This window comes from Methylorubrum populi (assembly GCA_036946625.1).
In the GTDB taxonomy this organism is placed as follows: Bacteria; Pseudomonadota; Alphaproteobacteria; order Rhizobiales; family Beijerinckiaceae; genus Methylobacterium; species Methylobacterium populi_C.
Genome location: JAQIIU010000002.1, coordinates 508,448 through 527,192, shown reverse-complemented (window position 1 = coordinate 527,192; position 18,745 = coordinate 508,448). Strand labels below are relative to the sequence as shown.

The 18,745-nt window shown below is 69.6% G+C and carries 20 protein-coding genes; 9 read left to right on the top strand and 11 right to left on the bottom strand.

The features are described 5' to 3' along the window. Window positions 1–7: 7 nt before the first annotated feature. Entirely contained in the window at window positions 8–583 is a 576-nt protein-coding gene (locus PGN25_04245) for a PilZ domain-containing protein (protein ID MEH3116822.1), read from the bottom strand. Between the two features lie 529 nt (window positions 584–1,112). Here PGN25_04245 and PGN25_04240 point away from each other — a divergent pair. Continuing rightward, entirely contained in the window at window positions 1,113–1,331 is a 219-nt protein-coding gene (locus PGN25_04240) for a SlyX family protein (protein MEH3116821.1), read from the top strand. Between the two features lie 68 nt (window positions 1,332–1,399). After that, window positions 1,400–1,708 carry a porin gene (locus PGN25_04235; GenBank protein MEH3116820.1) on the top strand — a complete coding sequence of 103 codons (309 nt, stop codon included), beginning with the start codon at window positions 1,400–1,402 and terminating at the stop codon, window positions 1,706–1,708. Between the two features lie 281 nt (window positions 1,709–1,989). On the opposite strand, the gene dksA is transcribed toward PGN25_04235, so the two are convergent. From dksA to PGN25_04205, 6 genes are all read right to left on the bottom strand, one after another. Then, on the bottom strand, window positions 1,990–2,409 hold the full coding sequence (dksA, locus tag PGN25_04230) for an RNA polymerase-binding protein DksA (GenBank protein MEH3116819.1): 420 nt from the start codon (window positions 2,407–2,409) through the stop codon (window positions 1,990–1,992). 164 nt (window positions 2,410–2,573) lie between these two features. After that, on the bottom strand, window positions 2,574–3,593 hold the full coding sequence (locus PGN25_04225; protein ID MEH3116818.1) for a hypothetical protein: 1,020 nt from the start codon (window positions 3,591–3,593) through the stop codon (window positions 2,574–2,576). A 305-nt stretch (window positions 3,594–3,898) separates the two neighbouring features. Further along, entirely contained in the window at window positions 3,899–5,365 is a 1,467-nt protein-coding gene (locus tag PGN25_04220) for a PIN-like domain-containing protein (protein ID MEH3116817.1), read from the bottom strand. 205 nt (window positions 5,366–5,570) lie between these two features. Beyond that, window positions 5,571–6,089 (bottom strand): hypothetical protein, encoded by a 519-nt coding sequence (locus PGN25_04215; GenBank protein MEH3116816.1) that lies wholly within the window; start codon window positions 6,087–6,089, stop codon window positions 5,571–5,573. Next, window positions 6,082–7,656 carry an anti-phage dCTP deaminase gene (locus PGN25_04210; protein ID MEH3116815.1) on the bottom strand — a complete coding sequence of 525 codons (1,575 nt, stop codon included), beginning with the start codon at window positions 7,654–7,656 and terminating at the stop codon, window positions 6,082–6,084. Before PGN25_04210 ends, PGN25_04215 begins: the two co-directional genes overlap by 8 nt. 383 nt (window positions 7,657–8,039) lie before the next feature. Next, entirely contained in the window at window positions 8,040–9,944 is a 1,905-nt protein-coding gene (locus PGN25_04205; protein MEH3116814.1) for an AAA family ATPase, read from the bottom strand. 95 nt (window positions 9,945–10,039) lie between these two features. On the opposite strand from PGN25_04205, the gene PGN25_04200 reads away from it, so the two are divergent. Together PGN25_04200 and PGN25_04195 are read left to right on the top strand one after the other, a co-directional pair. Continuing rightward, window positions 10,040–10,417 carry a hypothetical protein gene (locus PGN25_04200; protein ID MEH3116813.1) on the top strand — a complete coding sequence of 126 codons (378 nt, stop codon included), beginning with the start codon at window positions 10,040–10,042 and terminating at the stop codon, window positions 10,415–10,417. Continuing rightward, the gene (locus tag PGN25_04195; protein ID MEH3116812.1) at window positions 10,402–10,950 is read left to right on the top strand and encodes a hypothetical protein; all 549 of its coding nucleotides are present in this window, start codon (window positions 10,402–10,404) and stop codon (window positions 10,948–10,950) included. The genes PGN25_04200 and PGN25_04195 overlap by 16 nt, the downstream gene beginning before the upstream one ends. A 239-nt stretch (window positions 10,951–11,189) precedes the next feature. On the opposite strand, the gene PGN25_04190 is transcribed toward PGN25_04195, so the two are convergent. Beyond that, window positions 11,190–11,606, bottom strand: coding sequence for a hypothetical protein (locus PGN25_04190; GenBank protein ID MEH3116811.1), 417 nt, complete (start codon window positions 11,604–11,606; stop codon window positions 11,190–11,192). Window positions 11,607–12,141: 535 nt separating this feature from the next. On the opposite strand from PGN25_04190, the gene PGN25_04185 reads away from it, so the two are divergent. From PGN25_04185 to PGN25_04170, 4 genes are all read left to right on the top strand, one after another. Further along, a complete protein-coding gene (locus PGN25_04185) occupies window positions 12,142–12,618 on the top strand; it encodes a hypothetical protein (GenBank protein MEH3116810.1) in 477 nt (158 codons plus the stop codon). 109 nt (window positions 12,619–12,727) lie between these two features. Continuing rightward, window positions 12,728–13,072, top strand: coding sequence for a hypothetical protein (locus tag PGN25_04180; protein MEH3116809.1), 345 nt, complete (start codon window positions 12,728–12,730; stop codon window positions 13,070–13,072). Window positions 13,073–13,927: 855 nt separating this feature from the next. Beyond that, entirely contained in the window at window positions 13,928–14,167 is a 240-nt protein-coding gene (locus PGN25_04175; GenBank protein ID MEH3116808.1) for a hypothetical protein, read from the top strand. Between the two features lie 369 nt (window positions 14,168–14,536). Further along, a complete protein-coding gene (locus tag PGN25_04170; GenBank protein MEH3116807.1) occupies window positions 14,537–15,442 on the top strand; it encodes a hypothetical protein in 906 nt (301 codons plus the stop codon). 13 nt (window positions 15,443–15,455) lie between these two features. Here the strand turns inward: PGN25_04170 and PGN25_04165 are convergent, their stop codons facing one another. Continuing rightward, window positions 15,456–15,881: a hypothetical protein gene (locus PGN25_04165; GenBank protein ID MEH3116806.1), complete on the bottom strand. Its 426-nt coding sequence runs from the start codon at window positions 15,879–15,881 to the stop codon at window positions 15,456–15,458. Between the two features lie 552 nt (window positions 15,882–16,433). Here PGN25_04165 and PGN25_04160 point away from each other — a divergent pair. Next, window positions 16,434–17,030, top strand: coding sequence for a PAS domain-containing protein (locus tag PGN25_04160; GenBank protein MEH3116805.1), 597 nt, complete (start codon window positions 16,434–16,436; stop codon window positions 17,028–17,030). A 62-nt stretch (window positions 17,031–17,092) separates the two neighbouring features. Here the strand turns inward: PGN25_04160 and PGN25_04155 are convergent, their stop codons facing one another. Together PGN25_04155 and PGN25_04150 are read right to left on the bottom strand one after the other, a co-directional pair. Beyond that, a complete protein-coding gene (locus PGN25_04155) occupies window positions 17,093–17,704 on the bottom strand; it encodes a pilus assembly protein PilZ (GenBank protein ID MEH3116804.1) in 612 nt (203 codons plus the stop codon). Window positions 17,705–17,716: 12 nt separating this feature from the next. After that, a complete protein-coding gene (locus PGN25_04150; GenBank protein ID MEH3116803.1) occupies window positions 17,717–18,715 on the bottom strand; it encodes a helix-turn-helix domain-containing protein in 999 nt (332 codons plus the stop codon). Window positions 18,716–18,745 lie beyond the last annotated feature (30 nt).

Genomic DNA, 18,745 nt, shown 5'->3' with positions numbered 1-18,745 from the left:
ATGGCTCTCAGAGCCTCAGTCCGGCATGGACCTGCGCCGGGTCGAGGGGAAGGGCGAAGGCGGCGCCGATGCCGTCGCGGAAGATGCGCACCACCCGCGCGGGGGTGGTGCCGATGGTGATGGGCGTTCCGCTCGCGAGCGTATGGTCGAGGGCCAGCGCCGCGCCGGAGGCCGAGACGTTGATCAGGCGGCCCGGCAGGACGCGCCCGTCTTCGAGGGTGACCAGAACATCCTTGCGCGCCGGGCTGATGCGCGGATGGGTCCGCGCCGCCTCGAAGGTGCGTCCCTGCTCCCGGGCCAGCGCCAGCATGGTCTGGGCGACCTCGGCCGCCCGCTGCGGCGACACGAGGAGACGGATGACGAACAGGTTGTCCTCGGTGCTGGCGACCCGGGCTTCGAGCATGCCGATGTAGCGGATGCTGCAGGTCAGCAGTTGATCGATCTCCGGCTCGACCGCCGAGCGGAGAGCGATGCCGTTCCGAGAGATCTCCTGCGTGACCGCATAGAAGTCGGGTTGATGCCGACCCCAGCACAGGGCCGGGAGGAAGACGGTTCGAGGGTCGGGTGCGCGTCGCTCGGTCATCAGGGCACGTATCGTCTTTGCGCGACCTTGGCGGCGCAGCCCTGAAGGGAAGCCGGACTTAATCCCTCGATTTTTCGATATTTTGCCGGGTGAATTTCGGCCTCGCGCGTTCACCGCCCAGGCCGGAGAATACAGCCCCGATGTCCGGCAGCTTTCGGCGATCGGCCGCGATGCTCCCATGGTCCCGCTCGATATTTATGAAAATCAAAAAGTATCGAGAAAAATTCCGCATTGATCCTTACTTCAGCCGAGGCGAAAATCAGCGTCGGTTCAAGGCTGCCGCCGCGAAAACCCGATCCGAGGACTGATGTCCGCCGATCGACGGATGAGGGATGCGGTCAGAACATGGCCCTCCAGCCGCATGTTCATGCTATGGGCAGCCTGGGCGCCCGCGTTGCGACGGCCTGAGCAGCGTCATCGCGTTCGCGTCCCGGTGTGCCGTCGGCCCGGCACGATCGCGGGCCCGTCCGCGAAGACGGCGCGCCGGGGCCGGTTGTCAGGTTCGGGGCATGCCGGGCATGGTCGGGGGATGAGCGAGACGCCCTCCGACGCCGACCGAATCGCCCGCCTCGAAATCCGCCTGACGGAGCAGGAGGCGGTGATCGAGGATCTCAACGCGGCGATCACCGCGCAGTGGACGGTGATCGACAGGCTGTCCCGGCAGCTCGCGAGGGTGCAGGAGCAGGTCGAGGAGAACGCGTTCCGCGCGGCCGGCGGCGCACCGGAACCGCCTCCGCCGCATTACTGACCCGGACCGGGGTCATGCTCGCGTGAGCCGAAGCGTGTCGGCGGCGCATGGGGTGGAACGAGGGCGGGATGAGGCGAGCGGTACGGATTCTCGGTTCGTTGATCGCGCTGGCGCCGCTCTCCGCGGGCGCGTTCGAGCGCCCCCCGTCGCCGTCCGAGACGGCGATGGAGCCGTGCCCGAGTCAGGGAGCCGGCTTCGTCCGGATTCCCGGCACGGCGACTTGCCTGCGGCTGTCGGGCCGGGTCGCAGCGGGCGTCGATGTGGGCGCGGGCCGCGCCACAGCGCCGGTGCAGGGCCGCATCTCGGTCGATACGCGCAGCGAATCCGATGTCGGGCCGGTGCGCAGCTTCGTCCGAATCGATGCGGGCCGGCGCTAGCGCAGCGTCCCGAAAGGCGGTTGCCGGCTTGTCTGAGAGCCTGTTTGACTGCGGTGCTCCCATCTCGACCCTCATCCTGAGGTGCCGCGTGAGCGGCCTCGAAGGATGCTCCAGGAATCGCGCGGGATCTGGAGCACCCTTCGAGGCCTCCGCTGCGCTCCGGCACCTCAGGATGAGGGTGGGGAGGGGAGCAGGGCTTTCCTCTCGCCTTGCCGTGGCCTGACGAAGACACGGCGGCCGGTCAAACAGGCTCTGAAAAGACGATGCTCCAGAAAGTCCGATCAGTCGTCGCGGTAGACACGCTCGCGGCGCTCGTGCCGCTCCTGGGCTTCCAGGGAGAGGGTCGCGATCGGCCGCGCATCGAGGCGCTTGAGCGAGATCGGCTCGCCGGTCTCCTCGCAGAAGCCGTAGGAGCCGTCCTCCAGCCGGGCCAGGGCCGCGTCGATCTTGCCGGTCAGCTTGCGCTGGCGATCGCGGGCCCGCAGCTCGATCGCCCGGTCGGTCTCGGACGAGGCGCGGTCTGCGAGGTCCGGGTGGTTCTCGTTCTCGCTCTGAAGAGCGGTCAGAGTATCCTGCGCCTCGCGCAAGATCTCACCCTTCCAACTGAGCAGCTTGCGCCGGAAATACTCGCGCTGCCGCTCATTCATGAAGGGCTCGTCGTCGGAGGGCCTGTAGCCGTCCTCGATCGTGACCTTCGCCATTGTCTGTCCTCGCGCTCCCTGCCGGTCAGCGGCGATCTTGCGCGAGGCTATAATCGAGCCGGGCAAGCTCTACAACGCGCGGATGCCGCCTTGCACACACTCGTGCGAAAAGCTGCCGCGATGCGGCAAAGACGACACGCTCAGGTGGCCCTCCCGGTCGGCGCTCAGGGCGTCCCGCGCAGCCGGGTGACGGCGGCGGCGATCGCATCGGCGAGCGGGCGCGCCAGGGCGTGCCGGTAATGGGTCTGGTCGAAGAACCCCCCGGGGTCGTGCAGCGCCGGCCGGTCGCGGCGCCCGTCGATGACGGCGCTGCGCCCGTGCCGGGCCAGGGCCGCGGTCATCGCCCCCCGGCAGGCGGCCTCGGCGCGGGCGCGCGGCGTGCCGGGGCGGGGAAGGCCGGCGGCGTAGACCGGCGGGAAGACCATGACCACGGCGGTCTGCGGCGGCAGCGCGGCCAGGGCGGCACCGAGACGGCCGGCGGCGGGAAAGTCCGGCCCCGCCTTGCCGGGCGCGGCCTCGTCGGGGACCGGCGTCTCGCGGGCGGCGCGGAAGCGCTCGTCGTCGATCTCGCCGAGCCTGAGATAATCCGGCTCGTAGTCCCACCAGCCGTCCGCGGCCGACCGCTTGCGGCGCGGGCCGAGGAACCAGCCGAGGCGGCCGACGACCTCCTCGGCGACCGAGAATCGCAGGAGGCCGCGCAGGTAGGCGAGGGGATCGTGGCTGTAGAGCCAGAACGGGAACGGCTTGTCGTTGGGCAGCGCCGGATCGTCGGTGCACCACAGGTCGTCCACCGCGAGCACGACGGCCTTCGGCGCCGGGTGATGGCGCAGGAACCACGCGAGCAGGGTGAGCTGCTCCCCCGGTCCGGTCGCCGGCACCGAGAGCTGCACGAAGGAGATGCCCGTCGCCGCGCCGAGCCGGGGGGGCTCGACCAACTGGATGTGCGAATTGCCGAACACCGCCGCCTCGAAGGCCGGATCGCGGCCGCGCAGGGCCGCGGCGGTGCGCGGGCCCTGCGGGCGCACGGCGCCGGCCGAGAGCAGCGTCGAACGACCGCTGTCGTAGGGGTCGACGAGGGCGGCGAGCGCGAGATAGCCGGCGAGCAGGCCGATGCCGATTCGGACGAACCGGCGCGCGAAATCCGCCCAGTCCCGCGTTCCGGCGCTGTCGGAAGGGGCCCGCATCTCAGAACTGTTTATCTTGGGCATGAAAGCCAAGTGTGTGTGTGAAACCACTGTCACCCAAGAATTTTTTCCGGAGGACGCTCATAGCCACGTTAACTGGTCCCTGGACGGCCCTCCCCGGGCCGATCTCGCATGGATTGATTGGAAGACCGATGCCGGCGAAGGACAATCCCGGCGACCGCGGAAGGCCACATTGCGGGGAGCCTCCGTGGCGTGAGGCTCAGGCTGGAGCGCCTGAACCTACGAATCGCCCCATCCATGCAGGTCGCCGCCCCCCTCCGGCGCAAACCTGACGGAGCCGATGGTCAGGGCATGTAGACCCTGTCGCCGGCCGGATTGAGGACCCATTCGAAGGTCACCTCGTCCCGCTCGGCCCCACGGGTGTCGTCCAGGATGCCGACGATCCGGCAGGCCAGGACGCTGCCGGCCTCGTTCTCGACGAGGAAGCCCTCCCCGAGCTGGATGACGTAGTGATCCGACGTGGTGTCGACGGCGTCGATGGACGTGAACATGCCCGTCTCCAGGCCCTTGACCCGGGCGATCCGACGCGTCGCCCCTCGCCTGTAGAGATGGATCGAAGTATCGCTGGCCTTGGAGAAGGCGATATCGACGGCCTGTCCGCCCGCCTCCACCCGCAACATGCCGTTGTGCGTCGAGTAGTCGAAGGACCTGCGGCCCGTCGGCATGGCCGTCCCGCCCCCGGCGAACCGGACCGGGGCCGGCCGGACCGTTGCGTGCGCCGTGGTCGCGAAAGAGGCGGGGGCCGATACGGCCGCCGCCTGGATCGCGCTGTTGGCCGTTGCCTCGGCGTCCGCCACGTCGGCGACGAGCCCTGCCGGCGCGGCCATCTCCTTCAGGAGGTCGTGCAGGCTCGACAACCGAAGGGACCTGCCGGAGACGCGCCGGTAGGCGTCGACGAGCTCGGGCCGCGGATAGAGGCGCTTGCCACCGGACCGCACGAACCAATCGGCCTTCTCCTCGCCCGTGACGAAGATGAGATCCTTCCTCTGCGTCCGCCCGAGATGGAGGAGGGAGAGCCAGATCAGCACGTCGCCGATGCCCTGGTCCTCCTTGGCCGCGTCCTTGTACCCTGGCGGCACCCTATGACGGATGCCGTATTCGAGCTCCTCGATGACCTGCTCGTTGGACTCGGCCGGCGCCACGGTTTGCCCGCTCCCGAAGACGCCTGCGTAGAGCCTCGTGACTGGATCATCGCCCCGCCAGCCCTTCATGTGCCCCGTCAGGCGGCGCAGTTGCTCCAAGTAGGCCTTCGCGGCCTCGCGGTGGCCGGCGGCCGCCTTGTCGAGCGCATCTCCATCCGCGAACCCCTCCAACAGCAAGGGGCTGACCTGCGCGTCCCAGCCGGTCATCTTGGAGATGCGCTCGTCGAGGGCGTGGACCATGTCGGCGAGCTTGCGGTCCCGGTTCTTGATGAACTCCCGGGCGACCTGCTCCGGTATGAACAGCCGCCCTTCACCCGCGATCCGGGAGTAGACGCCAGCCAGATCGGCGAGGTCGCCCTTTCCCATCTGGTAGGGCAGCAGCAGGGCGTTGGTGTCGAGCGCGATCAGAACGTCGCCAGAGGTCGGATCGAGCGCCGCCGCTGGCTGAAAGACGTTGTGCGCCTCCGGGTACAGCCGTCCCAGGAGGAAGTGGTCATAGTCGCCCGACGGGGGCTTGGGAGCGGCCTTCCCGCGCCCTCTTACCTCCGATTCCGCTGAGGCGGCGGCAGGAGGCCTCGGTGCGTCCGGAGCCTTGCGGTCGTCGTCCATGGTAGCCCTCGTGCCGTCTGCCTGGCCCCGACAGATAGGCGAGCCGCGGACCGGTCGCCAGCGTCCCCTTTCCAAGGCGAGGCCGCGGACGCTGTCGTACGCAATGCGTGGCCACGCGGCACGACGCGGTCGCCCCGGGGCATGCGAAGGCGGGTTCCACGAAGCGCCCGGACCACGTGTGCCGGCGACGGCCGGCGCCCGAAGGTCAGCCCTGCCCGGTCAGCGCGGTCGGCAGGAGTTCGGCGACGTAGCCACGGGAATGACGGATCATCCTGCGGGTCTCCTCAAGCCAGCCGTCCTCCCGGGCGTCGTCGTCGTAGACGCAGACCGTCAAGCCGCGGCCGAGGCCGTCCTCAAGCGCCGAATAGGTCTCGGACTGCATGAACGTGCCCAGCCGGCGCTCGCTGGCCGGCCATATCGAGAGCATGGCCATCTCGATGTAAGGGATGCGGCGGTGGAAGAGGTAGAACACGACCTCCTTGTGCCGGAAGCGCGGCTTGGCGAAGACCGGACAGGGACGGGCGTCCACGAACGCCTTGACCTGATTCTCCGAGACCAAGGCCAGCAGGCTCTCCTCGTCCAGCGTCGCGACATCGACGTAGGCGACGAGCCCGCGACCGCCGCGGCATGCCAGATGGCCGACGCCAGCGTCGACGCCGGGCATCCCGGCACCGTAACCACCCTCGTAGGTGCCCGGGAAGGGCAGGATCTTCGTCTCAGGCATCGGACTGCTCAGGCACGAGTTCGGCTGCGTTGACCTCGACGGAACTCAGGTCGAGGAGGCGTACGGCGAAGTCGGGCACGCCCCCGACGGGCGGGTCGAACGTCCCATCCGCCTTTTTCACTTCCTTCCGCTTAACGAAGAAATCCTCGTACATCCTAGGTCCGACGCCCGTGAACGGCACTACGGTCATGTGGGTCTGGGCAAGCGGCTTGCCCTCGGCGTCGACACCCGGCAGCACGGTGGCCATGGCATCGGAGTGGAGTTCCATGGCGAGGCTTTTGACGTAGGGCTCGATGTACTGGACGCTCTTGACCCCGGCCGTCACCATGTGACGCGCGCAGTTGTGGCAGGGATAGGTCGTGCAGTAGAGCGTGGACCCTACCGGGGAGACGCCCTGGCGGGCGGCGGAGAACAGCGCGTTCATCTCGGCGTGGATCGAGCGGGAATACTCGATGATGTCCTTCACCCCGGGCATCTCCTCCATGAGCGCCGATTCCCCGGCGAAGAAGTCACGGATCGCCGCCTCCGCGGCCTCCCTGGCCCGGGCCGACTCGCCCGCGTCGCCGTCCTTCACGGGATGGACCGCGGCGGCGAGCCCCGGGCTGAGGCGCGCGGCCATCCACCTCGCGATGTCCTCGCGCAGCCCGATCTTCTTGCGCTGGTTGTGGCAGCCGGTGAAGGTGATCTTCCCGTCCGTCCATTCCCAGGCGAAGCACCGGCGGTCGGGCCTATGGTCCTCCTCGTAGACGCCCCCGCCGAAGCGCGGAGGGTCGTTCGTGCCGGTGGCAACGACCGTACCGTCCTTGACCAGCGCGGCGCCCACCTGCCGCGACAGGCACGCCGACTGCATCGAGGCGGCGTGCGCGTGGAAGATCGCCCGCTCGTGCCTGTTCGGGCGGACCAGGCCCGTACCGAGCAGCAGGTCGCGGAACCGGCCGAGGTCGTCGTTCAGGTGCTCGCCGCCGCTGCTGTGGGCATTGTTGTCGATGAAGAAGTCGGCGAGGTAGAAGGCGTCGCGGACCTGCTGCCCGTGCTTCCTGCCCTGGTCCTTCTCGTCCCGGTCCATGTAGGCGAGCACCCTGGCGGGCTCGACGCCGCTGTACTTGCTGGAGCTCGTCAGGTCGCCGATGAGGCGGCCCTCCCGGATGGCGTGCTCGCAATGGACGGCCACAAGGCGGAACGACTGGTCGTAGACCCGCCTCAGCAGGAGGACCTCCTCCGAGTGCTTGATCGAGTCGAGCACGACGGCGATCTTCCGTTCGCCGGCGGCCGCGTCCTCGCGAAGGCGCAGGATCTCCCTGACCGCCAGGGACGCGACGGCATGGTGGCCGAAGTCCTTGCGCAGCCTGTCACCGAGGTCCTGGAGAACGGTCACGCGGTCGAACTTCGACTGGCCCTCCCTCTCGTCGTCCGAGACCGCCGGGACGGGCTCGCCCTCGAACCGCCGGGCGATCAGGGTGCTGAGCTTGACGACCTTAACCTCGTAACCGGCCTTGGCCAGGAGGTTGCGCAGCCTCTTGACGGCGGTGGAGCAACCCGCGCCGGCGAAGCCGACGACTCCGATCACGAGTTCCTTCGAACGCGGAGAGACGTCGGACGCGCTCGTGGCGCCGGACCTCGCTTCGGGCCTCTCGGCTGGTGAGTTCGGCTTCGGGGATGAGGTCATCGTTCAGGCGCGGTGAGGTTCGGAATTGCGGCCGCGAGCTCGCGGCGATGCTTGGCCCAGGGAGAACGCGCGAGTAAGCCGGACGGCGCCGGGACCGGCACCGTTTTCAACACGGTCGAATCCGCCCGCCGGCAGAACGACCTTATGTCGGTCGATCCTACAGGTCGACATGCAACGGACAACGTTGAACAGGCTTCACCGCCGGCCCGATGCCCCGCTAGCCGCCATCGCCGCCAGTGGGGTCCGTACCTGCACGGCAGCCAGCGGTCGCCGACGGTCGGGCCTCACGCCAGCAGGGCAGCCCGCAACCCGGTCATGCGGGCATGCGCGTGAGCGGTCGACGTGACGGCCCTCGCGAAGGCCTTCCGGTCGCCCACGAGAACGGCCTGCTCGCGGGCGCGGGTGATGGCCGTATAGACCAGCGACCGGTCCAGCAGGCGGGTCTGGGCCACCGGCACGACCACCCGGCGGAAGGCCGAGCCCTGGGCCTTGTGGACGGTCACCGCGTAGGCGAGCGCGGTGTCGTCCAGGCTCGGCCCCGTGAGACCGTGCGTCACGCCGTCGAAATCGGCCTCCAGGATCCCGTCGGCGATCCCGGTCACGGTCCCGAGCGAGCCATTGCGCAGCCCGAGGCGGTAGTCGTTGCGCAGGAACATCACCGGCTCGCCCACGGCGAAGCCGCGTCCCGGCATGCGCTCGCGACCGTGGGTCAGGAGGGCGTGCAGGCGCGCGTTGACCGCGTCGGCGCCGACGGTCCCGCCCTTGGTCGGACAGAGGATGCGCAGGTCATCCCGCCATCCGCCGCACGTGGCGACTGCATCCACGACGTCGTCCAGCGTCGCGACCCCGCCGGCGGATCCGTCGAGGAACGTGACGCCGAAGCCCGGCCCCTCCAGGGTCCGCCCCATCGCCGGCAGCGTCCCGGCCCGGACCGCCGCGGCGACCTGCGGGATGCCGGTGGCCTCGGCCTGCCGATGGACCCTGACGAGCGTGACCTTCGGGATGTCCGGGAACGAGACGAGCTCGTGGAAGGCCAGGCCGAAGCCGATGGGCGGAAGCTGGGCGTCGTCTCCGACCAGCAGGAGGCGGCATCCCCCGGGCATGCGCCTGAGCAGGCGGTAGAAGGTCGGGAGATCGATCATGGAGGCCTCGTCGACCACCACCAGGGACTGGCCGCCCAGGGTGACCTCGCCCGATTCCACTCGCCCGAGGAAGGCGGCGACGGTCGAGGCGGGATGCCCGGTGGCCTCGGCCATGCGGACGGCGGCGCGGCCGGCCAGCGCGATCAGGTGCACGGCCTGGCCATGGCGCGCGGCCGCCCCGCACACTGCGCGGAGCACCGTCGTCTTCCCGACGCCGGCGCCGCCGACGAGCAGGCCCACCGGCGCCCGCAGGGCGAGCAGCACGGCCCGTCGCTGCTCGGGATCGAGGGCGGGAACGTCCGAGGCCTCCGGACCGTCGAGCCAGGCGTCGATGCCGGCGTCGGTGACCGGCCTCGATACGAGATCCCCGCCGGCCCCCGACGACAGCATCTTCCGGAGACGGTCGGCGACGTAGCGCTCCATCATGTACGCGCCGCCGGGCTGGTAGCCCCCGTCGACCTCGAACGCCGCCTTTTCCGAAAGGGCGAGGTCCAGGGCCCGCGCAGCATCGTTCGTCTTCGGGCCCAGCCGCCTCGCGACCTCGGCGAGGAGCGCGGCGCGCGGGATCCAGGTGTGGTGCTCCTCGAAGCGCTCGTAGAGTACCCCCTCCACGGACGCGACCAGGCGCTCCGGAGCGCGCGGGCCCACGCCCATCCGCCGGGCCGCCCGGTCCACTGTCGCCCAGGGCGCCAGGGCCATCAGGTCGTAGGGACGGCCATGCAGCCGGCGGGCGGCACCGGCGCCCCACAGCGCCAGCACGCGCCCGGCAAGCCGCCGGTCGAACCCCGCCTCCGCGAGCCAGAGGACGATGTCCGCAAGCCCCTGGCGCTCCCGCCAAGCCGACGCGAGGTCGGCGGCGCGTCCCTCCCCGAGGACCGTCGCAAGGGCGGCGACGTCCCCGTCTGCCAGCGCACGCGGCAGGTCATCCCCCAGCCCATCGCGAAGACGGTGGGCGCTCGCCGGCCCGATGCCGACGAAGGCGGTCTCGCTGACGAGGAACCGGACCACCGCATCGAGCGGCGTATCGCCCTTCGCCGCACCCGTCACCGCGGCCCCCGGCCCGGCCGGTCGGAAGCGGGGCCGATCCAGGCCAGGCTCGTGCGTCGCGCGCGCGAACGGTCTCCTCGACCACGGAGGCGCCCGTGGGAAAGTACGACACGACCATACGCACGATCCTGAACGAGGGATGCTCCACGTTCATGGATGAGCTCGGCATACACCATGACGCCAAACCCCTTCCGATCAAGATCCCCAGGGTGTCCGCACGGGAAGTCGACTACGTGGGCCGAGATGCCAGGACGGGCATCGTCTACCACATCGAGTTCCAGGTCGGGAACGACACGCTCATGAGCGTGCGGATGCTGATCTACGCCGGCCAGATCGGCGAACGCGTCATGCAGGACGAGATGGCACGGGCACGCGTCAAGCAGAAGCGGCTGAAGGAGCCACCGGTCTCCCCGGACATCCGTTCGACGCTCGTCTACGTGGCCGCGACCGCCTGGCCATGCCCGACGGAATAAGGACACACTCGCTACAACATGGCTACGCCGCCATCGACGTCCGCTCCATCGACGCCGATCACCTGCTTGCCGGCGAGGCCATGGGCGATGCCATCCTCGCCATCCTCTGCCGCGATGGCACGGCACCCGTTAGAATACTCCGCATCCTGGCGCGGCTCGACGGCCTGGACCAACATGCGGTCGAGCGCGCCTACGGGCGCCTGCTGTTCCTCGCGGAACTGAGAGGCGCCAGCGACGTCGTGGAGAGAGAGGGAAAGGTCATGAACATCCACGTCGACCTCGACAACATCAGGAGCGTGCGCGAGCACGCCGACACGAAGATCCGCTTGGCGATGGCCGACATGGTCGCCCAGTTGATCGCGGACAAGTTCGGCGATGCCGTCGACATCCGGGACGTGAGGAGCCGCCTGGGCCGCTTCACGACGGAAGCCATCAGGGAAGTCGGACGCAAGGTCTCGCTGGGCAGCGGCATCGACGAGGCGTTTGATGACGAACTGCCCGTCCCGGCGGAGAACCGGCCAGGCGTTCGCTAGGACGCCGTCATCGCCGGCCGGGGCTTTGCCCCAGCCGGCAACGGATGAAGGCTCCGACGAATTCGAACACGGACCGAGGCAAGGCCGCGCCGGCCTCCGATGCGCGGGAGGGGCTGCCAGTGGCTGATGGCGAGCCAGTCCCCTTCGCCACGCCGGCATGTCCCCCGATGTGCATGGGCGGGGATCCCGTGCAGGCAAGCCGCCCCGGCCAGCATGCCCCAAGCCAACGCCCGAACCCCTCAGTCCTCGACGCGGTACCTGGCATCCTGCCAGTTGCGGAGGCCGGCTGGGGGCGCCCTGCGGCCGACCAGATCGGACTGGCCGCCTTTCCTGCGCCGGGATGACGGCGCCTTCACCTTCGCTCCCCGCGTCCTGGCAACGGACGGCTTCCGTTCCTCCACCGGGTCCACGGGCGGCAGCCCTGGTGACGGCGCCGCCGGCGTCGGCATCTGGACGGCATCCTCCGGGATGCCGGCCATGGCTGGCTCTTCGTCTTTTCCTGTGTCCCCGTTGGCATCCCCGGTGGGCGGCGCTGGCTCCGAGGCAACGAAGGCCGGGCCGGACGCCGGCATCTGGGTCTGCGGCTTGACCGGCGCTAGGGCCGTCCGCCGGACGATGCCGGCCTTTCTCAGGAGGTAGTCGAGCGCTGCACGCATGGATCCGGTCCCGTTCGTATCGGACCCCATGGTTCTCCCGACAGGCCGGGCGGCCAAACCTTGCCCACTCCGTGCCGCAAAACGGTGCCGACACAGGCCATGGCTGGCATCCCTCCATGGCAGCCAGCAAGCCTCCCCCCCCCGTTTGACGACGAATCGATCTCGACTGCATCGCAAGATTTTTTCACGAGCGACCTTGAGCCGGCAGCGGGGCAGGCAACGCTATCCGAAGCATCATCCACAGGTTGTTGCAAGATAGACTGGTCGATATGGTTATCTTGCATTTGATCTAAACAAATCGACTTGGCATGCCGATCAAGAAAACTTGGCATCCCACTGGAAATAGACTTTTTATGGGATTCTAATCGCCGTTGCGCAGCCGGCGGATTCGGCTTGCATCGGGATTCCTATGCTCGGTCGCCTGTACAGATGGGTGCCTTGGTCGGTCGGCTCGCCGGCACCTACCGCGCTGCCGGCGAACGACAACGGCCCGGCGCGGACACCTGCCCCCGGTCCCGCCGGCGGCGGCACGACGGTGCCCTCGCTCGCGTCCGCGACCCGGGATTACGCGCGGGCCGTCGCGGACGGGACCTTCGCCCGACGCCGGCCGCGCGACGTGGCGCTGCTCTCCATCGCCATGGGGCCTGACCTCTGGGCCTGGCAGTATGCCAGGCGCCTGACCGGCCAGCCCCCGTGGCGGGCCGCCCCAGGCCTGGACGAGCGGCACGAGCGTAGCAGGGGCGACCGCGAGATGATGCAGGACGTCGGGACCTGGGAACGGGCCATCGCGGCCTACCAGGCCGACATCGAGAGGGCCCGGCGAAACGGGAGGCCGGCCCCGCCGCCGTTCGTCCTGCCGGTCGCCGTCCAGGGTGCCATCGAGGCACGCCTGCAGGCGGCGCTGGAGCGGGCCGCGCGGAGGCGGGATCGGCCGGGCGACGGCGGCTCCGGCCCCGCTCCAGTCCCGAGCGACGGGGTGGCGCGCCCGCCATTCCCGGGCAAGCCGGTCTGATCGCCGGGCCCCTACCCTAAGGTCGAACGAGCGATCCATGAACCAGCCACACCCAGTGCCGATGGCAGCCAGGCGGGAGGACGCCGGCGTCCCGCCTCCGGAACCCGGCATGCGCCGCGTGGCCCCGCGCGGGCTGCCGGTGCGCTTCGTCACGCGCATGAGCGTCGACCTCAACCACGCCATCGCGGCCGCGGCGAAGGAGGACGGCATCACGGCGGCGGCCTGGGTCCGTCGCCTGCTGCTCGACCGCTTCGCGATGATCTCGCCATCCGACGAGCGTAGCGGCCGGCCCGTCCGACGGGCCGCCGAGGATGTCGTCGCGATCTCGAATGCCATTCGCCATCTCGCGGACGTGAGCGGCGCCGTGTCGGTCGGAAACCGGTCCGCGGCACAGGACGCCCTGCAGCGCGCCCGGGGGCTCCTGATCCCCCTGGTCGTCCGCCGGCCGGAGTGATCTCCGGTGCCACGCGCGGCCAGGGCGTCGGCGACGCTCTCGCGCTGCACCTGCTCAAGGCCGAGAATGAGACCGTGACGGTTATCCCGGCGCGTGGTCTGGGCAGTGCGGAGCTCGTCGAGCAGGTTCGCGAGCTCGTCGCCCTCTCCGCCGGCGGCCGGACGGACCGGCCCATCTACCATGTCCACCTAGATCCCGACGCCGGCATCGTCGACGAGGCAGCGGCTCGGACTCGGTGGTGGACCCTATTCGAGGGTGAATTCGGACTGTCGGGCCAGCCGTACTGTGGCGTCGAGCACGTGAAACGCGGGCGAGCCCACGAACACCGGGTCTACGCCCTGGTCCTCCCTTCTGGCGGGGTGGCCGACCTGGCCTGGGATTACGCGCGCAGGGAGAAGTGCTCACGCATCGTCGAAGCGGAGTTCGGCATGCGACCGGTCGCGTCGAAGCATGCCCGGGCCGTCGAGCGCCGCCTGCGCGCTGAAGGGCATGTCGAGGTCGCCGACTGGTTGGAGCGGTCAGGTACGATGGCGGCGCCCCGGCCCATCGCCGCCTCTACGCCACGCGAGCGGGCGATACAGGAACGAACCGGGGCGTCCCTGGACGGCATGCGGCGGGCCGCCCTGGAAGCATGGCATGCTTCCGACGATGGCCCGGGTTTCGCCACCGCCCTGCGCGACCGCGGGTACGAGCTTCGTGCCGGGCGGGTGGGGGCCGTCATCGTGGATGGACGGGGGACGGCCCATCTCGCCACCCGGGTCGTGGGTGCGGCCGCCCGGCGCTTCGAAGGCCAACGAATTCTCGCGGCGGACGTCCACGCACGGCTCGCAGCGCTGGCATCAAAGGAGGCGACGCATGGACGTGAGCGAAATCGTGCGGCGCCTCGACGCCCAGGAGAGGCTCCTGCACCTCATCGTCGGCGCGCTGGCGCCGGAGCCGACAGATTCGGAGGGGACGGGGTACGACGACCTAGTGGAGACGCTGGCCGACCTGACGGAGGCCGTGGCGGACGTCGCGACGACGCTCCGGGCGATGCCCTGCAGCGGTTGCGTGCGAGTGGCCCCGACCAGCGTCTTATCCTCCGCCGGCGTCTGAACAAGCTCCGTCCGGGACCCGGCTATGAAGCGGCCGCCATGCGTGCCCGGGAGGCCGTCGCTCGCATCGAGGCCGCGGCGGCCAGGGATCGTGACCGAGCCTGGGCCCTGTGGGGCCTGACGGACATCTGGGGGCTGCCGCTGACGTAGCGCGCTTGCCTTGTGAGGACGCCAACTCTGTCCCGTCGCAACGGCCCGGTTGGTACGGGCCCTTCGACAGCCGTCGCTCGCGGACCGCCGTGTCCCCCGCGGACATCGTCCATGAGGGCTCCGCCTGCTTTCTTGCCACCGGGAGACCCGCTCGCCAGACGCAGCTTGCCTCAGCCCTCGGTTCGTGATCGGAGGCCGTGACGATATCTCGGAGCGATTGATGACGGACATCGCCAGGAACGTTCGAACGGGGGAAATCTGCTCCGCGGCCGAGCGCGACATCCGGGAGGACATCCGCGAGGATGCCTTCACCTGCGTCGGCTGCACCGCGGAGATGCGGCCGGTCGCCGTGGCACCGGGAGAGGCGTACTGGGTGGCCCCGCATTTCCGGGTCCGCGGACTGCACGACGGCGACTGCGACGGTGACGGCACGCCGGTCGCCGCTCCCGCCGCGCGCCGGCACGGGCAGGCCCGCCGAAACCAGCCGGGCCTTACGCCCACGCGGCTCATGCTGGCCAACGAGAACCCCCAGGCTGGACTGGGGGTAGGGCCCGAGGATCCCGGTGCCGCACAGGGACACGCGGTCGGTGGTCTTGGCGGCGAGGCCGGTCCGGAACGCCAGGACAACGTGGCGAGAACGTTGCACAGGATCGCGCAATGCTTCCTTGAGCTGCTCGACGATGAGGACCCTCCGCTAACCTTGCCAGGATGCGTCCCGGGAACCTACCGCGGGCTGTTCGAACTCCTGGAGGCCAACGCCGGTCAGGCGTACGAGCGAAAGGTCTACTACGATGCCATCTCGTTCCAGAGGTACGACGTCGACGACGCGATGATGGAGATCGACGTCCTCCTGGGGCCGAGCGCCTATCGACACGTCGAGAACGGCAGGAGAGCGGTCGCCGGGCGGTTCAGGGTTCACTTCGACATGCACGGGTGGACCGACCGACGTCGCGTGGCTTTCCTCGCCGAACTCAGGCGCGCGAAGGAGCGCCAGATGGCGATGAGGGACGAGGGTGCCGGCGAGAAGATCCTCCTGTTCTTCCTCGGCACGCAGGATCCCGGCGACGCGACGCTGTTCCATGTCGATGACGGTCGCCTGGCCTGCTTCCTCACCGGCCCTGCCTGACCGCCCAGGCCGCTTAACCGGCCATGGGAAGGCCGAGGTGCCGCACGGCCTCGCGGAGGGCGCTGCAGGACCACTCGTACGCATCGCAGGGTTCGATCAGCAGGTAGTGCTCGTCGGGAGCTGCCGCAGGGTAGGAACGCGAGCGGCCATCCACCGTGAGCAGCGTCCTGAACTCGAAGATCACGTCTTGCCAGCGCACGCAGGACCGCCCAGCCTCCAGCCACGCGATACGGTACGACGTGGGATCGTCCCGCAGGGCGTTCCGCCAGGATCCGCCGGCCTTCGCGATGTAGATGGCCAAGTGGTCGGCCGACGCGCCTCGGCTCTCGCGCGACAGGTTCCACCATTCCAGGAGATGCGCGAGGGTCCTGTCCTGGTCGGACGACGCGAGGGCAAGCACCTGCCCGAGGGTACGATCCGAAATCAATGCCGTCGACATCCGTCCCGTGTCCCCACGCCAAGGCTTGGCCGGGGGATTCTGAATCAGCCTGACGATTCGCGCCAATCCACGGGCTTCGGCTCAGGCCGCAATGCCCGATTGTCGCGCCGTCCCATTTCGGCCGATGTCCTGTCGATGCTGGCGCCAAGGCCGTCGTGTCATGGCCGCGCTGACATGGAGATTGCACCGTGCGTGCATCGGTTGAGGAGGAACCCTGGAGACTGCCCGCCGGCACGTCCGGCCAACTCGCCAGGATCGCGCGCCGTCTCGACGTCCCGGTCGCGGCCTTCTTCCGCTCCGCAGACCGGACCGGCCGAGGCGGAGATGCCCCGCCACCCGGCGAGGACATACCCGAGTTGATCCGGCTGTACTCGAAGCTGGACACGGAAGGCCGGGCGACGGTGCTCACCCTCGCTCGTCGCCTGCAGGATACGTAGTGCATGCGGCTGCCGGTCGCTCGCCCTTAGGTTGCGTGGCTGGTCGACTTCGACCACTCTCGGGCTTCCTGCATCGATCCTCCTGGAACGGACAGCGAGCGGAGCGCCTATGGGGATGACGACCGAACGGGCGAGGCTCCACCTTCCCGACTGCCTGGCGGCCGCCGGCGTCGTCGGCGCCTGGACCCATGACGTCGCCAGCGACCGCATCGTCGCGGACAAGGACGTCGCCTCCCTGTTCGGCATCGTGCGAGCCGACGCCTGCAGCGGGGATCCCCTGGCCGCGTACGTCGAGGCCATCCATCCCGCGGACCGGGGCGGGTTCTGCGCCGAGGTCGAGGGCGCCAGCCGGCGCGGGATGCCCTTCGCGCTGGAGTATCGGGTGCGGACCGGCGATGGCGTGCGCTTCGTCCGTGACTACGGCAGCTTCTCCCTTGATGGGCACGGAAGGCCGATGCGTGGCCAGGGCATCGTCATCGACGCGACCCGCACCCGGCCCTGCAACGCGGCCGAGGCCGCGGTCGAGGTGGCCGCGTCGCGGGTGCCCGACGCGGCGCTGTCGCGGGAGGTGACCATGCTCGCCGACCACGTCATCGCGGCCAGCGAGATCGCGCGCACGCTTTCTTCGTCGCGCCTCCGCGCGCTGACCGACCCGCTGCTGTGGGAGGTCGGCCGCCTCCTGGCCTGGACGATGTCCAGGCGCGGCGCCTAGGACCGCGGGGCGTCGCGGCTCCCGAGCGGACCTGTCGCGGCAACCCCGACAGGCGGCCCCAGTTACAGCACGAGGTCCGTGGTGACGTCGTCCGGGCGAAGGGGCAACACGAGGCGGACGGCGATGCCTCCATCGAGGTGGCGCACCACATCCGCCCTCCGCCTACCCACCGTGATCCGGCTGCCTGCCGGCGGCGGTCGCGACATGCGGAGCGCGGCGCCCGTCGACGAGACGTCGATCAGCTCCGCGTCCGCCTCCACGCCGTCTTGGGTGCGAACCCGTACGGCACGCGCGTTCGGGATGATGCGAGCGTCGCTGCGAAGGTCGGTATCGCCACAGGACGCCTTGAGGTGCCAGGCGAGGCGCGAGGCGAGGCGCGCGCGAAGGTGCGGGCCACCGATGACCTCCATTCGGAACCCGTCGTCCAACGCATCGCGGACGCTGCCTGCCACCGTGCCAAGCGCCGTCGTCCGGCAAACCACGCGGGTGCCCTGGACCGCGACATGTCCCACGCCCGTGATCTCGAAGGAATCCCCGGCGATGCAGCGGACGAGACAGGGCAGCTCCTCCCCGGTCGCGAGAAGGATCCGCCCGGCGATTTCCAGGCGAGCTTCGCTCGCGGTCCGGGCGTGGTCGATTGCGGTGTTCCGGACGGCAGGGCGCATCTCCGACATCAAGGCCCTCCGTCAGAGTGAGTTGATCCAGGACATCAGTGTCGCACCGTATTCGAGACGTGCCTGTGGTCGGTAGCCGGCATCGACTTCGCTCGGGTTCACGCCGTACTTGCGCTTGAACGCCCGGCTGAACTGCTTCTCCGTGCCAAACCCGACCGCATAGCCAACCGTGGAGATCCGTCGGCGTCCCTCGCCCTCCAAACCGGCGAGGATGCGCATGGCCCGGGCGAGGCGCCGGTCGCGGATGTAGCTCGCCACCCCACCATCCGCCTCGAACTGCTCGTACAGGGTCGTGCGCGACAGGCCGAAGCGGACACGCAGCATGTCCACGCCGAGGTCGAAGTTCGAAAGGTTGTCCTCGATGAAGCGTCGGATCGCGATGCCCTGGACGGATGCCGGCGTGTACGGGCTGTCGCCGCCGGCGGGTGTGAGGACCGCGTTCACCATTGAAATGGAGGCCGCCGTGAGCGCGGTTCGCTGGCCCTCATCGGCGGCATCGATGCAGGACGCGAGGCTGCGCATGTGGTCCAGCATCAGCCGCGTCACCGGGCTGCCGGCGGGATCCAGCATGGCCCCATGGAACGACGCCAGGTCGCCGAGGCGGCGCTCGAAGGCGCGCCGGGGCACGATCAGGTGGATCACCGGCTTCGAGCCGCGCGAGTGCGACCGCATCGGCTGGGCCATGTCCAGCACCTGCAGGTGACCGGCGCGGATGTCGAGCGCCCGGCCGTCGACGTGCAGGTCTGAGGCGCCGGCCAGGAAGACGCGGAACGACAGGTGGTCGATGGCCTGCCTGGAGATCTGCTCCAGGGTACGCTCGGAACTCATCTGCGGCGCATGGCATGCGCCAAGGATGCACGTGCCCAGGTTGTAGTTCCGGATGAAGGCGGCGTCGTCGAAGCCCCAGTCGGCATCGATGTCGGCCCGGTACAGCGGATGGGCGGCCTCGATCCATGCCTCCCGCTTGGCTCTGAAGTCGGACAGGTGGGCGAAGGTTTGGTCGGTGATCATCTCGCGGTCCGACGCCGGCAGATTGCTTCC